The following is a 24056-nucleotide window of genomic DNA, read 5'->3' as shown; positions in this document are numbered from 1 at the left end:
CACTTAAGACTTAAAACTTAAGATAGTGAATGCTAGTCAATTAGCTCTAAGCTCTAATTACGTATAAAGAGGAAAAGCATATCCAGCAATAGCGATCGCAACAACCGCAACCAGAGACTAAAGAGATCGTCAATGCCATTCCCGCACCAGTTTGAGCGCCAAATATACCGCCGAAAATCTTAGATAAGCTACTATTAGTCTTCATTGCTGGCTCAAAGAAGCGATCGGCTAAAACACCAGCGACCGCAGCTCCTAAAGGTGTAGCAATACCTGCAATCAGATCGCGGGCAGCAAAAACCACTAATAACCGCAGCAGCCAGTTGAAAAAATATGGCTTGTGTTACTGATAGCAGAATTAAACCTGCTTTCGAGATCGCACTACCGAGTAATAATCCATGAATGCGACGTTTTGGTATATTCCAAATACTAATTGTTGCTGCGCCGAGCAAACCGCCAATACCAAAGGTGCTGACAAGTCTACCCCACACTGTCGGATTGTTATTACTGCGAGCTAAAACCATTGCAGGTAAAATGGCAAAATTAACGCTGTCAATTAAGTTATTGATTAGCAAAAAAAACAAAATTGCTAACAAATGGGGATATCTAAATAGGTAGCGCAAGCCAAAGGTTAGCTCTTGTTTTGGGTTACGAATATGCTGAGTAACCTGACTCAGACTAGGTTGAGGAATTGTGACTATGATTAAAGTTGCGATCGCCATAATATAAAGTAGCAATATCGATAATCAAAATTCCTTTTAAACTAATCAAAGGGTATAAGCTTCCAGCCAAAGCAGGAGCTAAAATATAAGACCCAGATATCTGAACCGAATTAAACGCGGTAGCTCTGGTGTAATGTTGCGGGGAAACAATGAGAGAGAGTGAGGAAGAGTAAGCTAACCCCTGAAGAAAGCCAAACAGACTATTTACTGCTGCGGTGCAGTATAGATGCCATATTTCAAGATTGTTGGTAAAAAAAAGTACCAGAATAGCAATTGTGGAAGTCCCTGCTGCCAAATCGCTGATAATTATTAGCAGTTTACGACTATAGCGATCGACTAGGACTCCAGCAAACAAAGAGACGATAACTCTGGGGGTTTGCACGAAAAATAAGATTAATGACAAAGGAGTAGCTCTTCCCGTAACTGACCAAGCCCAGTCGTCGGCTTCATTCGTAATACGATCCAGGGGAACATCGGCAATCTCGTCACCAATGGCAGAAACACCAAAACTAGGTGGTCGATCTTCGTTAAGATATTCTAATTCAAAATTAAGGTCAGTGCGATCGCCAATCTTCTAAGTCACCACAGCGGAAATATAAAACCGCTCAATATTTTGATCGACATCTTGGATATCATCACTGTTGCGATATAAGGCATTGAGTCTATTTTGATACTGCTTTGATATGAACTATGTTGTAGATTTTCAATCCGATCAAAACCATCGACATTATAAATTAGTTCTCTTGTTCCTCTCGTGTTTAAAGTTTGCTCTAATAATTGTTCTTCTGTAAGTATTTTCATTTGTTAGCGGTGGATAATTAGCTATCTGGCGCGATCGCTCTACTAACAATAGATTTTAGAAGCAAATGAGAATTAATTTCAACAATCTGTAAACTGAGTCCGATGGCACTTTCACCCACAGACTAGAGAAAAAGTGAAGAGTTTTATCGATTCAGGCTCCCCCTTTTATAATGCCAGCAATAGTATTGCATAGATCCCTGCATTTAAGGCAAACGACCAAAAACGACACCCAATTACCCAGCCAAAAATAATTGCTGCTGCTAGTATCCAACGACCGAGATTATGATAGGCGTGTTTATGATTTTCTCGTAACCCAAAGTTATTGACCACAAAATGCAACGCCATTGCCAAGAAAAAGAAACATAAACTCAAAAACCCTGGTTCTTCCCGATGTACCAGCAGATAGCCAATTAGCCCATTGTAGAGAGCAAAAGAAACAACGTGCAGCCAAAAAACCTCCGTTTCTCTCACGTCTCTTCCTGCTCTTTGGTTGCCTTGACGCGATAGTGAACTACCCACATCGAATCAAAGATTACGATGTCGGCTTCCTACCCAAAGGTCTGCCTCTCCATGCAAGCACAGTTTGGTCTTAAGTCCAGGCGATAGGCTTTGCCCCGCGTCCCGCAGGTCAAAATACTTGGATTTTACTTGTACAGGTATCGCTACTTGGATCGTAAGTTATTCCCTTACGGCGGGTCGGGTTCACGTACAAAGCTACATCCCTCTTACCGCTATTCCCCGAATCAACAGCCCATGTCATTACCATGCAGACCTATCAAAAATTAAAACTATCATACTACGAATCGGTTACCCGATCTACACCCTGTTGGCAATTCATCCGAACATCAAATCCAAGATTATGATGTCGGGCTTCTTGCCACATTAGCTAAAAAAAGCACTGCTTCGCCCATTACTCCCGTAGCAGTCTTTTGAGCTTGACTAAGTTCGGGTAAAATTATGAACGAAAACGTAGGCAACTGAAACTCCACTGGCAAACGATAGCCAAATGTTACGAGGGGTAGTTTTTAAAAGCGCAACCTACCTGCCAAGAAATGCACTAATGCCAGTGCGATAGCAAATAGCCCAGAAAGAAATAATATCGTTGAAATTCATGTTACCGAGAGGCTGGGAGGGTAAAAACAATAAGTTCTGGCGCGTAATTAATTGGGGGAGGAAAAATACCTAACCTAAGATGGATTTACAAAACAGTTGTTTTAATTATATTAATCAATACTCTCTTCAAAAAATGAAACCTAAGTCGAACAAAATTAACCATGAATTTCCAAGAAACAATTGCAGCAGCATGGGCAAAAATTGAAGAATTAATTAATAGTTCTATTCTCATCTTGCCCAATATTGTCTTAGCTGCGATCGCCTTTTTCGCGTTTTTTTTCGCCGCCAGATGGCTAAAAATAGTCGTTAAACGTCTCACCCGCAGGCATCGACAAGCGAGAAATTTGGGAATGGTGTTGGGACGCTTAGCTCAAGGAACGGTCATTCTCATTGGTTTGTTTGTCGCTTTGTCTATTATTATCCCAACATTTAGGGCGGGAGATTTGGTGCAACTATTAGGAATTAGTGGTGTTGCTATTGGTTTTGCTTTTCGCGATATTTTGCAGAACTTTCTAGCTGGTATTTTAATTCTTTTGACAGAGCCATTTCAAATTGACGACCAGATTGTCTTCCAAGAATATGAAGGAACGGTTGAAAATATTCAAACCCGTGCGACTACGATTAGAACCTATGATGGTCGTCGCATTGTTATTCCCAATTCTGAACTGTTTACCAATTCAGTCACCGTAAACACAGCTTTTGAAAGTCGTCGAATGGAATACGATGTCGGTATTGGTTATGGCGACGACCTCGATCGAGCAAAACAGTTGATGCTTGAAGCGATCTACAGTATAGATACAACGCTTAGAGAGCCTGCTCCTGACGTGTTAGTAGTCGATCTTGCTGAAAGCACTGTCAATATCCGTGCCAGATGGTGGATTAAACCACCGCGAAGATCAGACGATCTTGACGCACGTGATAAAATTTTGGCAGCAATTAAAAATAAACTGACGGCTAATGGAATCGATCTGCCTTTTCCAAGCCAACAAATACTTTTCCACGACCAAACCGAAGAGACAGACGGCGATCGCTCTCGTCAGAGAGAAGGTTGGCCAGCAGGAAACAAGGAAGTTCCAAAAGCTCGCGGCATTAGCGATTCTCTTAGAAGCATAGCGCAAATGCGAGCGTCGAGAAACGGTAGCAGTGGACAGGAAAAACAGACGAACTCGAGCCAGGAGCAACTATGAAAAATGTTAAACTTGGCAAACTTTGGGACTCGCTTAACTCTAGTTACTGGTTTTTGCCCACTATCTTTGCGTTTGTAGCGCTCGCCTTAGCATTTACTATGCTAAGGCTCGATCACCTAGGCTATTATGGACCACTGGAGAAATGGGGCTGGATATATACTGGTGGCTCTAACGGAGCGCGTGAAGTGCTTAGTGCCGTTGCCAGTTCCACTATCGGCGTTACTGGTACAGTCTTTTCGATTACGATTGTAGCGCTTCAGTTAGCTGCTTCTAATTTCGGCCCTAGGCTACTGCGTAACTTTATGCAGGATAAGGGCAATCAAATTGTTTTGGGTACATTTATCGGGACATTCATTTATTCGTTGCTTGTCCTGCGAACTATTCGTGGAGACGGAGACGATTACAATTCCTTTGTACCACAACTATCTGTTACAGTGGGTTTGCTACTGGCGATCGCTTCGATCGGCGTATTGATCTACTTTATCGATCATGCTTCTACCATCATTCAGGTGTCCCACGTTATTGTCGAAACGAGTGCCGATTTAGACCGCGCCATCGATCGCCTCTTTCCCGAAAGAATCGGACAAGGTGTATCCCAATTAACGCAGTCAACAGAAGAACTTCCAACCGATTTTGACTCGGATGCTTACAGGGTGAGAGCGCAGAGTAATGGTTATTTACAGGTGATCGACAATAAAGAATTAATGAAGTTTGCCTGTAAGCACGATTTGCTATTGCGTCTCAATTATCGCCCTGGTCAGTTTATCGTCAAAGGTAGTGAGTTGATAATGGTTTATCCTAGAGAACGGATCACGCGACAACTTGCTAAACAGCTAAACGATGCTTTTATTTTAGACAAGGAACGAACCGAGCAACAAGATGTAGAATTTCCCATCGAACAATTAGTTGAAATCGCCTTACGCGCCATTTCTCCTGGTGTTAACGACCCGTTTACCGCAATTCGCTGTATAGATCGCCTCAGTGCAGGATTGTCTCGCCTCGCCCAAAGAAACTTTCCTTCTCCCTACCGTTACGATGACCATAAAAATCTTCGCGTTATTGTCGAAAGAGTAACATTTACAGGGTTAATTAATACGGCTTTTAATCAGATTCGACAGTACGGCAAAAGCGATGTTGCTGTAACTATTCGTTTGTTAGAAGCGATCGCCACAGTTGCTCGTTTTACATCAACTCCTCAAGAGCGCAAAATACTTTTGCGTCATGCTGAGATGATTAGACGCAATAGCCAGCAAGCTATATCCGAAGAATTAGACAAAAAAGATATTGAGCAGCGTTATCTGACAATTAAGAAAGAGCTTTTAGCCAGATGAAGAAAATTAAACCGAGTCGTACGACGATTGCAGCGATCGCGCATTAAACGAAGAATTGCTATTGCTATTACGTTATCGTTCTACTGGTGCTTATCGCTGGCTTGTTCACAATTAAAGCCGTATTCTAGATCGCGATCGCTGCTAACACTATTGTCCTGCTACAAGAACATTTAGAGATTTTTAAAAATATTTATAGTCATGTTAATTGATGACAAACTATTAATTAATAATGAAATAAACTAATCTATTTAAAGTACGTTATTTTAAAGTTTTAACTATTGATCTTAATCACAGCTTTATTATTTTGATGAAGTTTAAAATATTGATTGTTATAAATAAATAAGGATATTTCTGAAATGTATAGTTGGGGAGCTTACAACCAACATAGTCCTGGTATAGATCGGGAACTAGAACTATTAAAACTTCAGTTAAGTCAAGCAAAGGATCGAGCTATTATTAAGACTCTCAACCACACAGAAAATATCAACAACAAGGTTACCCAAAATCAAGATGAAGCTAAAAACAATTTAGACAATATAGAAGAGATACTACGAGAATTAAATAGCTTAATAGGATTAACAAAACTTAAATCAGAAATTAATAATTTAATTAACTTTCTAAAAATTCAACAGAAAAGACAAGAACTTGGATTGTCTAAAGTTTCGATTACTTTACATTTAGTATTTTATGGTTCTCCTGGTACTGGAAAAACTACGGTTGCTCGTCTTATGGGTAAGATTTATCAAGAATTAGGCATTCTTCAAAAAGGACATTGTATTGAAACAGATCGTTCAGGAATGGTCGCTCAGTATGTCGGACATACTGCACAAAAAACCGACGATTTAATTAAATTAGCTTTAGATGGCGTACTGTTTATTGATGAAGCTTATACTTTAAAACCCGAAAATGCAGGTAATGATTTTGGTCAAGAGGCAATCGATACATTACTAAAAAGAATGGAAGATTATCGCGATCGCTTAGTAGTTATTGTCGCAGGTTATCCTAATGAAATGTCTCGCTTTATTCAATCCAATCCTGGCTTACAATCAAGATTTACCCGCTATTTTACTTTTGAAGATTATCAACCTGTTGAATTACTCGCTATTTTTCAAAAGATTTGCGACTCTAATCATTATCAACTAGATAAAGAGGCTAAAAAAGCTTTGTTAACCAAGTTTACCAAGTTATATCATCAAAGAGATAAAGATTTTGGCAATGGTAGGTTAGTACGTAATCTTTTTGAGAAAACAATAGAAAAACAAGCTACAAGATTAACCAAACTTTCTCAGCTTAATAAGAAGAACATTGTGACCATCATGCCAGAAGATATCGAAAACATTATCTAAATTCTGACATTGTTTAAAGCCTGGAGGAATTTTTGCTCAGGATTTGGAAGAGAAATTTTCAATATAGCCCACCAGTATACTAAGTCAATTCTTGTAAAAGCGCGATCGCAAATCCTACCAAAACTTGCCAAAAACTTAGACGCGGTTGGTAAGCAAATCAATCATCTGTATTCACCTGTATTCATCTGTATTTATCTGTGCGATATGCCCTAAAGGACTAGCTTCGCGTCGCGAAGCGGTATCCTTTAGGACGTAGGAGCTAATCATGCACGGGCATATCATGCACGGGGACACTTTTACAGCCAGATTTCAGACTGCTCAGTCCACGACTAAATCTCTAATGACTTTTGCTCAATGGGATAAAAAAACAAAAAACCCCTGATTCAATTAATTCTCATCAAAGGGCTGTTAAACAATATTTAATCAAAAGCTGTTATTTACATCAAACCAAGCTGTCTTAAAACCCCATGTCCCGTATTTAGTTCTAAAATAATAGCAGAGACAAAACCGATCATTGCTAAACGACCATTCCAAATCTCGGCAAAATTAGTGAAGCCAAATTTACTCTCTTTATTTTTCATAATAATTACTATCCCTTCATTGCAGGGTTTACTTGTGTCAAGTATTGTTAATATAGCGTAACTCACATACTCATATTTTTTGTTTTAATCTGTCAATAATTAAGTAGAAGTACCCCGAACTGACTTTGATTACCACTGAAACTCTCGACTTATTGGAATGGCAACGTTTATGCCAAAATTTGTCCACCTTCGCAGCAACTAAGTTAGGCGTGGTAGCAGCGCGTCAATTGAGACTACCTACTAGCCAAGCAGAGAGCGAAAGGCTACTTGCTCAAACTAAAGAAATATATAATCTAGAACAAGGATTAAATTCGGGATGGACTTTTAAAGGCATAAAAGATGTCGGTGCGTCTTTAGAACGATCTGGTATTGGTGGAATATTATCAGCGCAAGAATTATTAGATTTGGCTACAACCTTGGCAGGAATGCGTTATCTGCGTCGCTTAATTGACGATCGCAGCGAAGAATTAGTAACTTTGACCGAGTTAGTTACTGATGTTCGCACCTATCCTGAAATTGAGCAAGAAATACATCACTGTATTGACGATCGCGCTGAAATAACCGATCGCGCTAATCCCAAGCTAGCGGATATCCGTAGTGAAATTAAAAACCTACGTGAGCGAATTTATAAAACGCTACAGGGAATTATGCAGCGCAACTCCACGGCAATTCAAGAAGCGGTAATTACTCAAAGGAGCGATCGCTTTGTCTTGCCCGTTAAACCAGCCCAGAAAGAAACAATCAAAGGAATAGTCCATGATGTTTCTAGTACAGGTTCTACTTACTACATTGAACCCAATGCGGTGGTGCCGTTGGGTAATCAGCTTCGGCAAAAAGAGCGTCAGGAAAAACGAGAAGAAGAAATTATTTTACAAGGGCTGTCGGAAAAAGTGGCAGAGGTACAAGAAGATTTAGAGAAAGTTTTAGCTGTCGCAACAATGCTCGATTTGGCTACGGCGAGAGCGCGTTATGGCTTATGGTTAGAAGCTAATCCGCCTCAGTTTATTGACACTACCAAAGGTGAAACTACTACCCTGCGTCGTTTGCGTCATCCATTGTTAGTTTGGCAACAACGCCACGAAGAGGGATCGCAAGTAGTTCCGATTAATGTCTTAGTTAAACCCGAAACAAGAGTAGTAGCGATTACGGGGCCAAACACGGGCGGTAAAACCGTTACCCTCAAAACGATCGCCTTAGCTGCGCTGATGGCCAAAGCAGGAATGTTTGTTCCTGCCAAAGAGCCTGTAGAATTACCTTGGTTTGATGTGGTTTTGGCTGATATTGGAGATGAGCAGTCTTTACAACAGAGCTTATCAACTTTTTCAGGCCATATTCGCCGTATTAGTCGTATTATGGCCGCTTTAAACGAGAATAATGGCAATTCTCTAATTTTGCTAGATGAAGTTGGCGCAGGTACAGATCCCGCTGAAGGGAGTGCTTTAGCGATCGCTCTGCTCAAACACTTAGCAGAACATGGTTTGTTAACTATTGCCACTACTCACTATGGAGAATTAAAAGCCCTAAAATATCAAGATGCCAGGTTTGAAAATGCTTCGGTGGAGTTTGACGATAGTACTCTCCAGCCTACCTATAGATTGTTGTGGGGAATTCCTGGACGTTCCAATGCCCTAACTATTGCTCGACGTTTAGGCTTAAATTCAGATATTATTGAGGAGGCTCGGTCTTTAGTAGGTACGGGTTCATCAGAAGATGTCAACCAGGTAATTGCCGCCTTAGAAGCACAAAGAAGAGAACAGGAAGAAAAAGCCCAGGAAGCGGGTAAGCTACTAGAACAAACAGAGCGTTTTTATTCAGAAGTATCAGAGAAAGCTTCTGCTTTGCAGGAAAGAGAACAGTCATTAAAAGTCTATCAAGAACAAGCGGTGCAACAAGCGATCGCCGAAGCCAAAAAAGAAGTGGCAAAAGTTATTCGTCGCTTACAGCAGGGCGAGCAAACTATGCAGAAAACCCAACAGGCAACAGAAGCTTTAAATGATCTTACCACCAAGGAATTAGCCAAAACTCAGACACCAAAGCCACCCAAACCCAGCTATAAACCCCAGGTAGGAGAAAAAATTAGGATTCCTCGTCTTAATCAAACAGGAGAGGTACTGAGTATTGATGAGGCAGAAGAACAGCTAACAGTGCGCTTTGGCATCATGAAAATGAGTATTAGTTTAGCAGAAATTGAATCTTTAGATGGACAGAAAGCCGAAGTTAAGCCCAAAGCCAAGAATACCAAGAAAGCTGTGGCACAAACTCAGCCCAAAAAGCCAGCGGTAATGGTGCGGACTTCTAAAAACACCTTGGATATTCGTGGTCAACGGGTAGACAATGCAGAAAGAGAAATCGATAATGCGATCGCTCTCGCCCTAGAATCAGGAGTATTGTGGATTATTCATGGCAAAGGAACAGGACGTTTACGCCAAGGAGTTCATGAATTCCTCAAGCGTCATTCCCAGGTAGACAAATTTGAACTTGCTCCCCAAAACGAAGGTGGTGCTGGAGTTACCGTCGTGCATCTTCAATAATCTCGCGGTTTCTCGCCGATCGAAGTAATAATATCAATTCTCGCGCAATAGCTGGCGATATCGATAACTTACTAAAAACTCAAACATGGTTGGTAAGCAAATCAATCATCCGTGTTCATCTGCGTTTATCTGTGCGATATGCCCGTGCATGACTAACTACGTGTCGCGAAGCGGTATACTTTAGGACGCGAAGCTAGTACTTTAGTGAATCATGCACGGGGACACTTTTACAGTCAGATCTCAGACGGATCGGTTCACTTTTTCTCAATCGTATCAAATAAATTAAATTTTCTTATTTCGGCACTTTCGGCTAGATTTTAACGTCATTTGATTTAAGTAAGCATATAGATGAATTGTTAATTTCCTCATGCAAAAAACAAAAATATTTGGCTTGATAAAACTACATTATTGCTTGGCGATATATCAAGCTAACAAAACTTTATCAAGTCTAAATTAAAAATTATTTAGCTAACGGCACTCTCAATTTGCTCTGGTAAATTTTGAAGCAAAAGCTAAAATAAATCAGCAAGATAATTCAGAGAAAAAATAAAATTAAAACAAGTCTTTGTATATATACTTAGGCGAAAAGTTAATATTTATCGGCTTTAAATATTTATCTGGAATACAACAATGCTTTTTGCAAAAAAGTCAAACGTCTATAAACTAGTAGCTATAATTTTTGGATTTACATTAGCTATTATTACTAATAATTTAGTTCACGCTGAAAACTTAGATTCAGCAAAATTTACTATTCAAGAACTAGATAAAACTTCTAGCTTTACTATTGCTCAGACATTTAAACAGCTTGATTTTAGTAACACTTATTATCAAAAATTGTCAGAGGCAGATTACTATTATCGTCAAGGTAATTTAAGTCAAGCAAAGGAAATTCAACAGCAGGTAAAACCAGCATTTGCTGCTACAGCAACTGTTCCTCCCGCAATAGATGACTTAGCAAAACTGGACGCTAAAGGTCAGCAATATTGGAACACGGCTAATAAAGCAATTGAAGCCAATCCTGAAACCGAATTAGAAATTACTGGCAAAATTTTTGAGCCATTACAAAGCTTAGTCAAAGAGTATCCTGGATTTATTCCTGGTCATATTTTGCTAGCTGATACTTACGATCTTTATGGTGAAGAAAAACCAGCTTTAGCGACTATTGAAAAAGCTGCGGAAATGTATCCAGCCAGAGAAGATATCTTAGATACTAAGATTGACCTGTTATTGCTCTACGGTCAACCTTTAGAAGCCTCAATTGCAGCGCGGGAATTTGCCTACAGCTATCCCAACAATCAAAAAAGCAAAGCTTACGAACAGGCAGCTAACCAATACTTTGAACAATACAAGAAAAAGCTCAACTCTAAAATTACCACTTCAGGAATCCTCGGCAGTATTGGTCAGGTTGCTACGGGAAATGAACTTGGTGCTTTGGAAATTGGTCAAATGTTATTAGCGGGAGAGAAAAGTGCGGGACAATCTTTTGCTCAAAGCATTAAGGCTCAATCAAAAATGGTCTCCGATCAAAAACAACTAAAATACCTCAACGATATCGGTCAGAAATTGGCTAAATTGATGGGAAGGAATGAATTTGAATACGAATTTAATATCGTTGACGATCCTACCCCGAATGCTTTTGCCTTGCCTGGAGGTAAAATATTTTTTCATACAGGAATGTTGGAATTGATGGATTCTGAAGCAGAATTAGCTGGGGTGTTAGCGCACGAAATAGCCCACTCTGTTTTATCTCACAGCTATAAACAAATTGGTGAGTCTGCATTGACTGGCACAGCTTCAAATTTAATAACTAGTATGATTGGACGAGGAGCAGGAGCTGCTTCTCAAGTAGGTGGATTATTGCTCAACCAAAAATTTAGCCGTGATAAAGAAAAACAATCGGATATCTTGGGCTTGAGGGTACTAGATGCTGCTGGATACTCGGCGGATGGTTTATATAACGTGATGGCAAAGCTGAAAAAACTTCAGGGAGAATCTGGTACAGGTGCTTCTTTGTTGTCCAGTCACCCTGCTTCGGAAGAGAGAATGCGTTATTTAGAAGAATTGATTCAAACTAAGGGTTACAACCGCTATGGATATGAGGGAGTAGAAGCCTATCGCTCAGTCTTTCCTCGCTAGAGTTCTTTTTACCAAACAGACATAAACCTTATGGGGGCGTTTCGCGTTTGCGTAGCATCTGGGAAGGAGAAACGCCCCTACCCTAGACATCTTTACACTGATTCGGTCTGGCGAATTAAATATTGTTCGCGGTTAAATTCTTTTTGTTTTTCAGTCAATAGGCTGTAATTATCAATGGGAGGACGCATATCCCATTGAGTTTCCGCAAATATTAGCAAATTCGCTGTCATGATTAAACCTGTGGCTAAAAATTGCCAGCCAGTGCATAGGGGTAGAATTAATATTCCTAAAAGATGAAATAGTCCAGCGATCGCAAAAGCACGCGATCGCAATCCCAACCACGTACAGAAATAGCCCATTGCGCTTAACCCTAGCCACAAATGACATAGGTGCATCAAAACCGTTCCCCATCCCCAGAGAATACCTAAGTCGGTGATAGCTACACCACCCAACATCAGAACTATCCAGGCATACAATACCCAACGCAATCGTTCTACCTTTACCCAAAAATTAGTCAAGACGCTCATTACCACTGTACCAAAAACAGTTAATACGGACCAAAAAGCAGCCTGAGTAGTCCAGTTAATCGGTGCAAACTGGGCCGTAAAAAAGATAATTGCCGTAATTAACCCCCAGAATCCAAAAACCTGATCGATTCTGGTATAAATGCTATTAAATAAAATTTTGTTGCTAATTTGCAGTTTAAGTGTTACTAGTCCTTGACGATCTTGAAAATCTAATGCGTGTTGCTTGCGACGGATGATTGGCTCGACAGAGTTGAACAAAAGCATTTAATTATATAGCTGTAGCGAAATTAGTTGTATAACTTTAGTTGTATTTATCTTTCTTAACAATTATATATATATTTGGGATTAAAAAACTCAGGAAAACAATCCGAGTAGTTACCGCTTACCCGAATAGTGTTGTTGAAAACAATTAATCTAGTCAAATAGAAAGATGAGTTGCTGTCCAAATTGTCCAACCGTCAATGAGCCATAAGAACATCGTAAAAATAAATAGAATTAGATACATCCAGGGTTGCGCTAGGGGACGAATATCAAAAGTATCAATGCCTGTTTTCTCGCTAACTAGGTTGACCATGCGATTAAAGCCAGCAACGCGCATCGGCAGCAAATAGGCTTTTTCGGCGGTAGGAGAAGTCAAGTAGTAGACCATTCCACCTTGTCCTGTGGTACGCATTTTCAGGTTATTAATTTCCTGCCAAGACAAAGACCAACCCTGGCGAAAAAATGAGGGAACCCAATTAGGATAAGCAACCTGTATTTTATCCTCGTCTAGAATGACTCTTTCACTAAGAGCAGCATATAAGGCGATCGCACCTAAAGCAATTCCCATCCACAATAGCCAAGAAGGTACTGGTGCATCAGTAAAGTCAGCTAAAAAAGGTAAGGGAACTGTCAAAGCAATATAAAGACATAAAAGAGTAATGCGGATAAGAGGAGAAATTTTGAAAATATTCACTTTAATTCTTTAATTACTAATTACTGATAACGGTTAGCTGATAACTGAATTTCCTTGTCCCCAGAAGCCATCATATTTAATCACTTCGATATCGCCTAAAACTTCAGTTTGGCAAGCCAGACGGCGATTTTGTTCTGAGGAATGAGGCAAGGCGCGATCGCTACCGCCTTGTCTTTCCAGTTGGCAGGAGAAACCTGACCAATTATTTCTACGGCATATGTTCCGCAACTACCGAGCCCTGTACAGTTGATAATTGTTGATTTACCGTTATAGAGCTTGATTTTGTGTTTCAATAAAACTCTGCGTAAATTTGCGCCAAACTCACAGGTAAAAGTGTTTCCTCGTACAGTTACGGTAGGCATAATCAATTACTAGTCTCGGCAAAATAATATTTATCTTAAGTAACTTAGCATTTGTTAACTTTAATTGAAGCAAAATTTGACTCCATGAATCAAAAACCAGTAATTCAGGTTTACGATACTACTCTAAGAGACGGTTCTCAAAGAGAAGGAATTTCTTTATCATTAGGTGACAAGCTCAAAATAGCGCGACAACTGGATCGACTAGGAGTGCATTTTATTGAAGGGGGATGGCCAGGAGCAAATCCGAAGGATGTCCAGTTTTTTTGGAAATTAAAAGAAGAACCGCTACAAAATGCCAAAATAGTTGCTTTTTGCTCCACTCGCCGTCCTAACGTATCCGTTGTCGAAGATAAAATGCTTCAGGCGATTTTGGCAGCAGGCACTCATTGGGTAACAATTTTTGGTAAGTCTTGGGATCTCCACGTTACGGAAACCTTAAAGACTAGTCTAGAAGAAAACCTGGCAATGATTCGCGACACAATTGAATATTTACGCCAGGAAGGTAGAAAAGTAATTTATGATGCCGAACATTGGTTTGATGGCTATAAATATAATCCAGAATACGCCCTCTTAACGCTGAGAACAGCTTGGGCGGCAGGGGCCGAATGGTTAGCTTTGTGCGACACAAACGGCGGTACATTACCCCACGAAATAGCTCAGATAGTCACAGAAATAATTGACGCCATACCAGAATTGCACGGCAAGTTAGGGATACATACTCACAATGACGGCGGAACGGCAGTAGCTAATGCGATCGCAGCGGTGATGTCAGGAGCGACGATGATTCAGGGAACAATTAATGGCTATGGAGAAAGGTGCGGTAATGCTAATCTTTGTACTCTGATTCCCAATTTACAGCTAAAGCTGGGCTATCCGTGTTTACGACAGCAACAGCTAGCTAAACTAAGTCCAACTAGCCGTCTAATCAGCGAAATAGTTAACTTAGCTCCCGATGACCATGCCCCTTTTGTCGGGCGTTCGGCATTTGCCCATAAAGCGGGAGTTCATGTTGCCGCAGTTGAGAAAAATCCTTTAACCTACGAACACATTCAACCTGAATTAATCGGCAATCAAAGAAGAATCGTCATTTCAGATCAGTCAGGCTTGAGCAATGTTTTACACTATGCAGCTAAGTTTGGCATTAACCTAAGTAAACAAGATGTAACCTGTCGCCAAATCTTAGATAAGCTGAAAACATTAGAAAACCAGGGGTATCAATTTGAAGCAGCCGAAGCCAGTTTTGAACTACTAATGCGCTCTATACTCGAACCGGGAAAACAGTTATTTCTACTCAAAGGTTTTCAGGTTCACTGCAATATTCATCAGGAGATAGATAATTTGGCTAGCAAAGCTTTAGCTACAATTAAAGTAGAAGTTGATGGTGAAAATCTGCTGGAGGTAGCAGAAGGAAATGGCCCAGTAGCAGCTTTGGATCGGGCTTTACGCAAAGCATTGGTGAAATTTTATCCTCAAATTGCCGATTTTTATCTGGCAGACTATAAAGTTCGTATTCTCGATGGTAGTTCAGGAACAGCTGCAAAAACTCGTGTCTTAGTAGAATCAAGTAATGGGGTTAACCGCTGGACGACGATTGGAGTATCTGCCAATATCTTGGATGCTTCTTACCAAGCAGTAGTTGAAGGTATGGAATATGGTTTATTATTGCAGGCACCCCAGCGAAACAAAGCAGGTATTGTTAATTAAAGGACATAGTTACAAATATTTATGACGACTCTCCCGCCCACCACCAGAAGCAGACTGCAAAAAATTCCCTTGGCGAACGTTGTTTGGGAAGGCGATCGTCGTCCATTGGGCAGTATGGCATCACATTTAGATAGTGTTAACAATGCCGATGAAGAATGTATTATTTGGGTTGACGGCTCAGAAGGCGCAGTCAGAGCAATGGATGTAGTAGCTGAAGATATGGGTATTGAAGCCGTGGTGCGGACTTTATTACGCGCTATTGAATCTCCCCATCACCCAGGTCAGCCTAACCGCCCGCAAAAAATTGTGGTGCGCGATCGCGAAATTCAGTTTTTTCTGCGGGGAGTATTACAAAATTTGGAGATATCTATTGAATATTCTCCTCAACTTCCTTTAATCGATCGTCTTTTTGAAGGTTTTGCAGCTATTGATGAGGATCAGCCTGATCCTCTTCCCGATCTCTACGAAAAGGCAATTAAAGATGTTGCTGGTAAAATTTGGGACAGCGCACCTTGGGAGCTTTTGGCAGATAGCGACATCCTGGAAGTTGAATTAAAAGACTGCGAGATAGATCGAGTATACATCTGCATTATGGGCATGATGTCCGCTGAATACGGCGTGTTGCTATATCGCTCATTGGATTCTCTTCAGCAGTTTAGGGCAGCAGCATTAGGCGAAAATAAATCAGCAGCAGAGTTAGAAAAAGCCTTTTTGGCACAGGATTGTTGGTTTCTTAATTATGAAGAAGCACCAGAAGAGCTATTAGATGAAGTATCGATTGAACCTTTCTTTGGCAGTCTGCACCCTTTTGAAGGAATGCGACATTTTTTAGACGAAGCGGAGACTAAAATCGTTTATGCAACCTTGGAATCTTTATTTCGTTTTTGTAGTCGCAATCATTCAGCCTTAACCCAAGATCCAATTGAGGCAATATCTAAGTCTTATCGAATTACTCTTCCTAGTCCCAAAAAAGATAAAAAAATTATCTCTACCAAAATCTCCACTTTGCCACAGCTGGCAACGGAGTTATTAAGCATGCGGCAAAGCGATCGCCTCGATACAATTACTCAAGAAGTCGATCTTCCTATTCAAGAAGATTTAATTCCTGACGGTTCTTTAGTTAGTCTAGCCAGTATACCTAGAGAACTAGTCAAACAATTAAAACACCAGCCCAAAACCTACTGTCAATCTGCCAAGGTTTCCTCTAAAGCTAGTGAACTGCCGACTATCTTTATTCAAACTACTCGGCCCAAAGCTAATCATTTAATCACTAGAATCAAAAATGCTGGGGGTTTAAAAGCCGTTTGCTTTAATCCTGGGCACGATCCTTTTAGTGGCGAGGTTTATGAGTTGGGGCTGCTACAAACAGAAGATGATGAACTGTATATATTTGCCGAATATTCTCAGGATGTGATACAACAAGCCAAAGCATTAGAAAAATGGCATCAACGTTGCCAAAAGACTCAAGGATACTGTGGGTTGGTTATTGCTATGGGAGCAACAGGAGTAAACCGTGGAAATCCTAAAGCGAAAGATATGTTAGCTTTATTTGAAGTCAAATCAATCAATGGCACAGATTTGGGTATGGGAGTCTTGCAGCTAATGCCTAACTTTGATTTTTGAGCTAGATATTGGAGAAACTTTATCGATCCCGGCAGTTGTCAATAATTATTAGGTCAAATTGTGCTATTCTAGCTAAGTATGAAAAATACAACGGGATGTAGCGCAGCTTGGTAGCGCGCCTGCTTTGGGAGCAGGATGTCGCAGGTTCAAATCCTGTCATCCCGATACCTTGTATAATCAATACTTTAAGTAGCTGGTCTTACTTGGAGTTTGCAGATACAATCCAGCTTAAAACCAAATAAGAAGCAAATTAGGCTGACTTAATCTATTCCAGCAATTCTCATTTTGAAACGAGTTTACGCCATTTCAGCGATACCCAGGATCTTTAAGAATTCTTAAACCCTTATTGTGCAAGGGTTTTTATGTCATGAAATCTTAAAATGAGAATTGCTGTTTCCTGCCAAAAGCCCAGCACTCTCCCACCAAGTAGGTGTATGTAGTGGCGGGGGTCTGGATGAGAGGGGGGTAGACCTAACACTCTGAATATAAGTAGTTAAGCTAATATTTATCTAATTTTTATATTATAAAGACTTGGTTTGCTGTATTATTCTTAAAACCATAAAAAGACTTTTTTGAGAACGTTTAATTAGGTGTTAAATACCAATTTAATGAATCCTTTGGTATCTGCAATCATACCAGCTTATAATGCAGAGCGATTTATTGCTAGAACTCTTGATTCTATTCTCAATCAAACATATAAGAATATAGAAGTTTTAGTAGTAGATGATGGTTCATCGGATCGCACAGCGGAAATAGTGAAGGCGATCGCTAAAAAAGATAGTCGGATAATCTTACTACAACAGCCCAACTCAGGGGTAGCTAAAGCCAGAAATTTAGCTATAGCTAAAGCCAAAGGAGAATATATCGCCCCTATTGATGCCGACGATATTTGGTATCCTCAGAAAATAGAAAAGCAAGTAGAAGTATTTTCATATTCCGAAGCATCGGTAGGATTAGTTTATACTTGGTCAGTCCAAATTGACGAAGAAGATCGAATCGAAAATTGTTGTAATTCGCTAGACTCTTTTTATTTATTAAAAGCAATAAGCGTAGAAGGGCAAGTTTATTTACCTTTGATTTATCGCAATTTTCTTGGGAATGCCAGCGTACCATTAATTCATCGTTCCTGTTTTAGAAAAGTAGGTAATTATAACGAGCGACTAAAACAACAAGATGCTCAAGGATGCGAAGATTGGGATTTATATTTGCGTATTGCTGAATTTTATCAGTTTAAAGTAGTGCCTAAATTTTTAGTTGGATATCGTCAATTATTTAACAGTATGTCTAACAACTATCTTAAAATGGCTAAATCGTATAATTCGGTCATGACAGATGTGCGATTGAAGTATCCAAATATACCAAAGCATATTTATTGCTGGAGCAAAAGTAATTTTTATAATTATTTATTAGAAAAAAGCTGTAAAACTCAAGAATATGCAACAACAATGTATTTATTATCCGAAATTATTAAGACCGATATTCAAATGTTACTGAAGCTGGGTGTGTATAAAAATTTTATACTGCTAAACCTTGAAAAAAAGTTACCCAATTTAATAATTGCAAAAATAAAAAATAGACTATATAAATTCAAAAACAAGAAAACTTTCATGCCTAAAAATCGCGTATTAAACTATCTAGAAAAAATAGAAATTCAAATTATTAGATCGCAACCAAGAGGGTTTATAAGTCCATACAAAAAAATATTAAAATATAGATGGAATGGAGTATTAAAATTAAACAAATTAGAAAATAGCTGGCATCGCAATCTAAATTAAATAGTTAGTTTTTAGAAATATACAAGTATATTATTTTGATGTTTTTGAGAAAAATAAATTGCTATACAACATATATATATTAGTATGGGGACAACTATTAAGAGTTTATTACCATTACTTAAATTATATCCCTGGGTAACTCCAATGATTGTTACTTTAGGATTTTTAGCCTCACTTGCAGAAGGATTGGGAATTAGTTTATTTATACCATTACTACAAAGTATAGAATCGGTTGACTCTTTAGGAGTAAATAACAATTATTTTTTAGAATTTATCGATCGCTTATTGGTTAATGTATCCTCTCAGGGTCGTCTGTTAATAATTGGCTGTGCTATTTTTGGAACTATTATTCTTAAAAGCAGCTTAAATTTTAGTAGCACTATAATCTTTAGCTGGTACAATTGTCGCCTCAATCATCATCTGCGAATCGGAATATTTCGTCAATTTCTTAATGTCAGCTACAGTTTTTTAGATACACAGGATTTGGGAAAACTAATTAATACTCTTGCAAGTGAAACCTGGCGTGCAAGCGATGCTCTATCAGTTTTATTTGGCTTGATTATTGATATTTGTACGATTTTTGTTTTTGTAAGTTTGCTTTTGCTGATTTCTTGGAAACTAACTTTATTAGTATCAGCAGCCCTTTTATTTATTTCTTATATAATTATGTTTGTTACTCTTCAAAGTAAAAAACTGGGACAAAAAGCGGTAGAAGCCAATCAAATTCTTACCAAACAGATGTGGGAAGGATTGAGCGGCATGAAAGTAATTAGACATTTTGGTAGAGAAAATTACGAACAAGCTCGTTTTAATCGTGCTTCAAAAGCTGTAAGAAATACCTTTTTTCAAATGGATGTATTGTCTGGAATTGTTAATCCTCTTTCAGAAGTTCTTTCGGGTATTCTACTAGTGAGTATGTTGGTAATAACACTAAGGCAAAATTCAACTGCTCTACCAACTCTATTGACTTTTATTTTTATTCTCTATCGCCTTCAGCCAAAAGTCAGACAATTAGATGGTTGTCGAGTCGCGTTATCTTCTCTAAGCACCTCTGTAGATGAGGTAATGTATTTGTTGGATTGCTCCGACAAACCCTACATTCGTTCTGGAAATATCCCTTTTAAAGGTCTAAAAAAAGGGATCGCTTTTGAAGCCGTTAGTTTTGCTTATAAATCTGGAGAAAAAACTGCACTTCAAGATATCTCTATCTGTATTCCCAAAGGTAAAACTACGGCTTTAGTGGGTACTTCAGGAGCGGGCAAATCTACCCTGATTAATTTACTCTACCGTTTTTACGATCCCAATGAGGGAAAGATTAAAGTTGATGGTTGCCCTCTAGAGCAATTAAATCTAAGTGACTGGCGCAGTCGTCTCGCTATAGTCAGCCAAGATATTTATATGTTTAGTACCACCATCAGGGAAAATATCACCTATGGTCGTTTAAACGCTACAGAAGCAGAAATTATTCAGGCGGCAAAACTCGCCCACGCCCATGAATTTATTCAACAATTTCCCGATCGCTACGACACCATAGTAGGGGATCGGGGCGTGCGGCTTTCTGGAGGTCAAAGACAGCGTATTGCTCTAGCCAGAGCAATTATTAGTCGACCAGAAATTCTTATTTTAGATGAAGCTACCAACGCTCTCGATAGCATCGCCGAAAACATAATCCAAGAAGCGATCGCGACACTCAGTAAAAAATGTACGGTAATTGCGATCGCCCATCGATTGTCCACAATTGAAGGAGCGGATCAGATTATCGTCTTAGAAGCAGGCAGGGTTATCGAACGAGGCAATCTCCAACAATTACTACAGCATCAAGGATTATTTGCCAAACTCTATGCTTTACAGAATCGCAATACCTATGTTGGCAAAGAATTATAAATAAATTGGATTAACTATGTCTTATTTGCTTAGGAATCTCGAAGTTACCGAACCTTTGCCTACTATAGGCTTATCTACAGAAGAAACGGGTGTTGCTCTAATCGTGCGTCGTAAAAATAGACCGATTGGATTCTTGATGCGAGCCTTACCAGCCAAAAGCATAATAACTCCAGAAGAGTTAGGTGCGACGCTCTCCAAAAAACTTGGTAATAAGCTGATTGAAGAAAGCATTAGAGAAGAATTAACACCTGCTCCCAAGCCAATTGCGAAACCATCTCTGACAGTGGCAATTTGTACTAAAGATCGTACCGATAATCTGGCAAGATGCTTACAGTCGCTGCTAAAAATTAGAGCTAACGATTTAGAAGAGAATTGGTGGAATATTTTGGTAGTCGATAATGCTCCTAGTGATAATCGTACCAAGGAATTAATAGAGTCTCTAGATAGGGTGAACTATGTTCGAGAACCCAAACCAGGATTGAATTTTGCCCGCAACCAGGCTTTAAATAATGCTACAGGAGATTTTTTAGCCTTTATTGATGATGATGTAGTAGTCGATTCTCAATGGCTGAATGGTTTTCTAGAAGCTTGGGCAGAAAACCCCGATGCAGGAGGCTTTACGGGGTTAGTACTGCCATACGAATTGGCTACCGAAGCTCAAATATTATTCGAGTCGCGATCGGGCTGGAATTTTCGACGTAGCTTTAACAAAATTCGTTACGATCAATCTCGTCCTGAAAACTATTTATATCCTTGCGGTTCGGGAGAATTTGGAGTCGGGTGTAACATGGCTTTTAGCAGAGAAATTCTCCAGCAAATAGGCGGCTTTGACGAAGCTTTAGATACTGGTAAACCGCTTCCTGGCGGGGGAGATCACGATATTTTCTACCGTGTCATTCGCGCTGGCTACTCCTTGATATACGAGCCTAGATATCTTGTATTTCACCAACATCGCCAACAATACAAGCAGTTACGCCACCAACATTGGACTTGGGGTTTGAGCTTGATGGCTTTTGCCACGAAAGCTTATCAAACAGATCCTGAAAAAAGACTTCAGTGGCTGCGCCTCATTAAATGGTGGTTTAAACAACTTTTTCGTCAACTGCTCAAAAGTTTATTAGGAAGATATGTAGCACCACCAGATTTAATTTTAGTAGAACTTTGGGGCGGAGTCGTCGGCTTGTTTGGTGAATATTCTCGTTCTCAGCACCGCATAGAAAAAATTCGGAGACAGTACCAATGAGCAAGTCAAACTTTGTTCCCTGGAAAATTATCCATCTAAAACTAGACAAAATTCCCCATCTCTCAAAAGATTTGGCAGCAGGACGACTTTATATTGTCTTGTGGTGGCACGAAATTCCTTTAGGGCATTTAGAAATTTCTTCAGAACAACTACCAATCTCGGCTAATAAGTTAACGAATTTAGCGATTCAAACAATTACTCAAGCAGTTAAAGCTCATCACTGCGAAAAAAATTATGCTGTTGCCGAGAGCAAAAAACCAAACGCTCCTGCGGCAGATGCCTGTATTGATTTCGAGAGTTTGAAAAACCTACTAGAGCGTCCTTTAGACAAGCTAGAGCAACTTTACTCAAATTCTGTAAACAAATCTGTCTCGGTCGTAATTTGTACTCGCGATCGCACCCAGCAGCTATCAGAGTGTTTGTTATCTCTACAAAACTTACCACAACCTCCAGAAGAAATTGTAGTTGTGGACAATGCACCTAGTTCTGATGCCACCCGTCAGCTAGTACGACAAATGCCGAGAATTAAATATGTATTTGAACCCCAGCCTGGTTTAGATGTGGCACGTAACGCTGGAATAGCTCATAGCAATGGAGACATCATCGCTTTTACCGACGATGATGTTAAAATCCATCCTCAGTGGCTCTGGCGCTTGCGACAAAATTTCCAAGATCCCAAGGTAATGGCAATGACGGGACTAGTTTTACCAGGAGAACTCGCAACAGAATCACAATTAATTTTTGAAAAATTCTGGAGCTTCAATCGAGGGTATCAAACAATTATTTTTGATCGTCATTACTTTGAAAAATTTCAGCCTGTTGGCGTTCCCGTTTGGAAAATCGGTGCTGGTGCTAATATGGCTTTTCGCCGAGAAGCTTTTGAAAAAGTAGGGTATTTTGACGAAAGGTTAGATATGGGTGCTGCTGGCTGTAGCGGAGATTCTGAAATCTGGTATCGCCTTCTTGCTGAAGGTTTGATTTGCCGTTACGATCCAACTGCTGTAGTCTATCACTATCATCGCCGAAATATTAATAGTCTTAAAAAGCAGCTTCATAGTTATATGCGCGGTCATGTCACAGCACTTTTAATTCAGTTCGAAAAATATCAACACTGGGGCAATTTGCGTCGTCTACTTTTATCTTTACCGAAGCAGTATGCAAAATTATTTAGCAAAGGTTTAATTAAAGGTTTTAATATTAGACATATTACTCTTTTTGCAGAGATTTCGGGCTGTATGTCAGGAATACAATTTTATCTGCAAAATAGACCTGGTAAAGTCAAGCAATCTTACCCAGTAATAGCAAAAACAACCTCCAAAAATAATAAGCTCGAAAAACAAAACAGCCTTTAATCTTTATTATTTTCGATACATACCTAAATACTTTTACAGGCGTTAGCTATTATGCAAGCTTATACAGAAGATTTTTTTAATGATTTGAAAGAAGGAGCGAAACAATCGGCACAAGAGATTGTTCCTTTGGTTTTAGAACTAGTACAACCATGTTCTGTAGTTGATATTGGTTGCGGTTCTGGAGAATGGTTATCTGTTTTTAACCAACACGGTATAGAAGATATTTTAGGGATTGATGGAGATTATGTAGACCAAAAATCCCTGACAATATCCCCAAATAAGTTCGTATCATTCGATTTAACTAAAGCTTTTACAATAGATAGAAAATTTGATTTAGTCGTTTCCTTAGAAGTAGCAGAACATCTTCCTGCTGAATCGGCAGAAATTTTTATAGATTCATTAACCAGATTGGGTTCGGCTATTCTATTTTCGGCAGCTATTCCTTTTCAAGGAGGAACTCAACATATTAACGAGCAATGGCCAGAATATTGGATTGAACTATTTAAAAGTAAAAACTATGAGGCGATCGACTGTATTAGACCTCAAATATGGCAGAACCAAAACGTAGAATATTGGTATATTCAAAATACTTTTATGTTCGTTCAAAAAGACTATTTAGAACAGCACGAATTGCTAAAAGATAACTGGGAAAAAAGCGAAAAATCTCGCTATTCACTCGTTCATCCACAAATGTATTTACAATTATATGAAGCAACAACTAAAAATTATGAAGCCACTATTGAAAATTATGAAGCCACTATTGAAAATTATGAAGAAGCAGCAAAACCTAAAAATATGTCCTTGAAAAAAGTACTTTCAGCATTACCAATTATTTTAAAAAAAAGCCTTACCAGAAAAATAAAAATTATTAATAACCAAAAATAGA

The 24056-nt window shown here is 39.3% G+C and carries 20 protein-coding genes and 1 tRNA gene; 13 read left to right on the top strand and 8 right to left on the bottom strand.

Annotated features, from left to right (window positions below; translation table 11 throughout):
* Positions 1-46: 46 nt before the first annotated feature.
* From V6C71_11200 to V6C71_11185, 4 genes are all read right to left on the bottom strand, one after another.
* On the bottom strand, positions 47-205 hold the full coding sequence (locus V6C71_11200) for a hypothetical protein (GenBank protein ID HEY9769042.1): 159 nt from the start codon (positions 203-205) through the stop codon (positions 47-49).
* Between the two features lie 7 nt (positions 206-212).
* Positions 213-719, bottom strand: a complete 507-nt coding sequence (locus V6C71_11195; protein ID HEY9769041.1) for a hypothetical protein — start codon at positions 717-719, stop codon at positions 213-215.
* Positions 676-1122, bottom strand: a complete 447-nt coding sequence (locus V6C71_11190) for an MFS transporter (GenBank protein HEY9769040.1) — start codon at positions 1120-1122, stop codon at positions 676-678. Before V6C71_11190 ends, V6C71_11195 begins: the two co-directional genes overlap by 44 nt.
* Before the next feature lie 563 nt (positions 1123-1685).
* A complete protein-coding gene (locus V6C71_11185) occupies positions 1686-2039 on the bottom strand; it encodes a hypothetical protein (GenBank protein ID HEY9769039.1) in 354 nt (117 codons plus the stop codon).
* 755 nt (positions 2040-2794) lie between these two features.
* Between V6C71_11185 and V6C71_11180 the strand changes: the two genes are divergently transcribed.
* The 3 genes from V6C71_11180 (at position 2795) to V6C71_11170 (ending at position 6497) form a co-directional block, all read left to right on the top strand.
* On the top strand, positions 2795-3820 hold the full coding sequence (locus tag V6C71_11180) for a mechanosensitive ion channel family protein (GenBank protein ID HEY9769038.1): 1026 nt from the start codon (positions 2795-2797) through the stop codon (positions 3818-3820).
* Complete coding sequence (locus V6C71_11175) at positions 3817-5151, top strand: DUF2254 domain-containing protein (protein ID HEY9769037.1); 1335 nt, start codon at positions 3817-3819, stop codon at positions 5149-5151. Before V6C71_11180 ends, V6C71_11175 begins: the two co-directional genes overlap by 4 nt.
* 356 nt (positions 5152-5507) lie before the next feature.
* Positions 5508-6497: an AAA family ATPase gene (locus V6C71_11170; GenBank protein ID HEY9769036.1), complete on the top strand. Its 990-nt coding sequence runs from the start codon at positions 5508-5510 to the stop codon at positions 6495-6497.
* A 437-nt stretch (positions 6498-6934) separates the two neighbouring features.
* Here the strand turns inward: V6C71_11170 and V6C71_11165 are convergent, their stop codons facing one another.
* A complete protein-coding gene (locus V6C71_11165) occupies positions 6935-7078 on the bottom strand; it encodes a chlorophyll a/b-binding protein (GenBank protein ID HEY9769035.1) in 144 nt (47 codons plus the stop codon).
* Positions 7079-7203: 125 nt separating this feature from the next.
* Between V6C71_11165 and V6C71_11160 the strand changes: the two genes are divergently transcribed.
* Both V6C71_11160 and V6C71_11155 read left to right on the top strand, forming a co-directional pair.
* Positions 7204-9609: an endonuclease MutS2 gene (locus V6C71_11160; GenBank protein ID HEY9769034.1), complete on the top strand. Its 2406-nt coding sequence runs from the start codon at positions 7204-7206 to the stop codon at positions 9607-9609.
* 630 nt (positions 9610-10239) lie between these two features.
* On the top strand, positions 10240-11745 hold the full coding sequence (locus tag V6C71_11155) for a M48 family metalloprotease (GenBank protein HEY9769033.1): 1506 nt from the start codon (positions 10240-10242) through the stop codon (positions 11743-11745).
* Between the two features lie 92 nt (positions 11746-11837).
* On the opposite strand, the gene V6C71_11150 is transcribed toward V6C71_11155, so the two are convergent.
* The 3 genes from V6C71_11150 to V6C71_11140 form a co-directional block, all read right to left on the bottom strand.
* A complete protein-coding gene (locus V6C71_11150) occupies positions 11838-12536 on the bottom strand; it encodes a hypothetical protein (protein ID HEY9769032.1) in 699 nt (232 codons plus the stop codon).
* Positions 12537-12690: 154 nt separating this feature from the next.
* Positions 12691-13227, bottom strand: coding sequence for a hypothetical protein (locus V6C71_11145; GenBank protein HEY9769031.1), 537 nt, complete (start codon positions 13225-13227; stop codon positions 12691-12693).
* Between the two features lie 95 nt (positions 13228-13322).
* Positions 13323-13589: a hypothetical protein gene (locus V6C71_11140; GenBank protein HEY9769030.1), complete on the bottom strand. Its 267-nt coding sequence runs from the start codon at positions 13587-13589 to the stop codon at positions 13323-13325.
* 84 nt (positions 13590-13673) lie between these two features.
* Between V6C71_11140 and cimA the strand changes: the two genes are divergently transcribed.
* The 8 genes from cimA (at position 13674) to V6C71_11100 (ending at position 24055) form a co-directional block, all read left to right on the top strand.
* Positions 13674-15293, top strand: coding sequence for a citramalate synthase (gene cimA, locus V6C71_11135; protein HEY9769029.1), 1620 nt, complete (start codon positions 13674-13676; stop codon positions 15291-15293).
* A gap of 21 nt (positions 15294-15314) precedes the next feature.
* The gene (locus V6C71_11130) at positions 15315-16916 is read left to right on the top strand and encodes a hypothetical protein (protein HEY9769028.1); all 1602 of its coding nucleotides are present in this window, start codon (positions 15315-15317) and stop codon (positions 16914-16916) included.
* Between the two features lie 91 nt (positions 16917-17007).
* Positions 17008-17081: transfer RNA gene (locus V6C71_11125), tRNA-Pro, on the top strand.
* 443 nt (positions 17082-17524) lie between these two features.
* Positions 17525-18691, top strand: coding sequence for a glycosyltransferase family 2 protein (locus tag V6C71_11120; GenBank protein ID HEY9769027.1), 1167 nt, complete (start codon positions 17525-17527; stop codon positions 18689-18691).
* A gap of 84 nt (positions 18692-18775) precedes the next feature.
* Positions 18776-20575 (top strand): ABC transporter ATP-binding protein, encoded by a 1800-nt coding sequence (locus V6C71_11115; GenBank protein HEY9769026.1) that lies wholly within the window; start codon positions 18776-18778, stop codon positions 20573-20575.
* Between the two features lie 16 nt (positions 20576-20591).
* Positions 20592-21818 (top strand): glycosyltransferase, encoded by a 1227-nt coding sequence (locus V6C71_11110; protein HEY9769025.1) that lies wholly within the window; start codon positions 20592-20594, stop codon positions 21816-21818.
* The gene (locus V6C71_11105) at positions 21815-23170 is read left to right on the top strand and encodes a glycosyltransferase (protein ID HEY9769024.1); all 1356 of its coding nucleotides are present in this window, start codon (positions 21815-21817) and stop codon (positions 23168-23170) included. The genes V6C71_11110 and V6C71_11105 overlap by 4 nt, the downstream gene beginning before the upstream one ends.
* 51 nt (positions 23171-23221) lie before the next feature.
* Complete coding sequence (locus V6C71_11100) at positions 23222-24055, top strand: methyltransferase domain-containing protein (GenBank protein HEY9769023.1); 834 nt, start codon at positions 23222-23224, stop codon at positions 24053-24055.
* The last annotated feature ends 1 nt before the right edge of the window (position 24056 follow it).

Origin of the sequence: Coleofasciculaceae cyanobacterium (assembly GCA_036703275.1) — a bacterium.
GTDB lineage: Bacteria > Cyanobacteriota > Cyanobacteriia > Cyanobacteriales > Xenococcaceae > Waterburya.
Note: the sequence above shows the minus strand (reverse complement) of the source record. Positions and strands in the feature narration are given on the sequence as shown.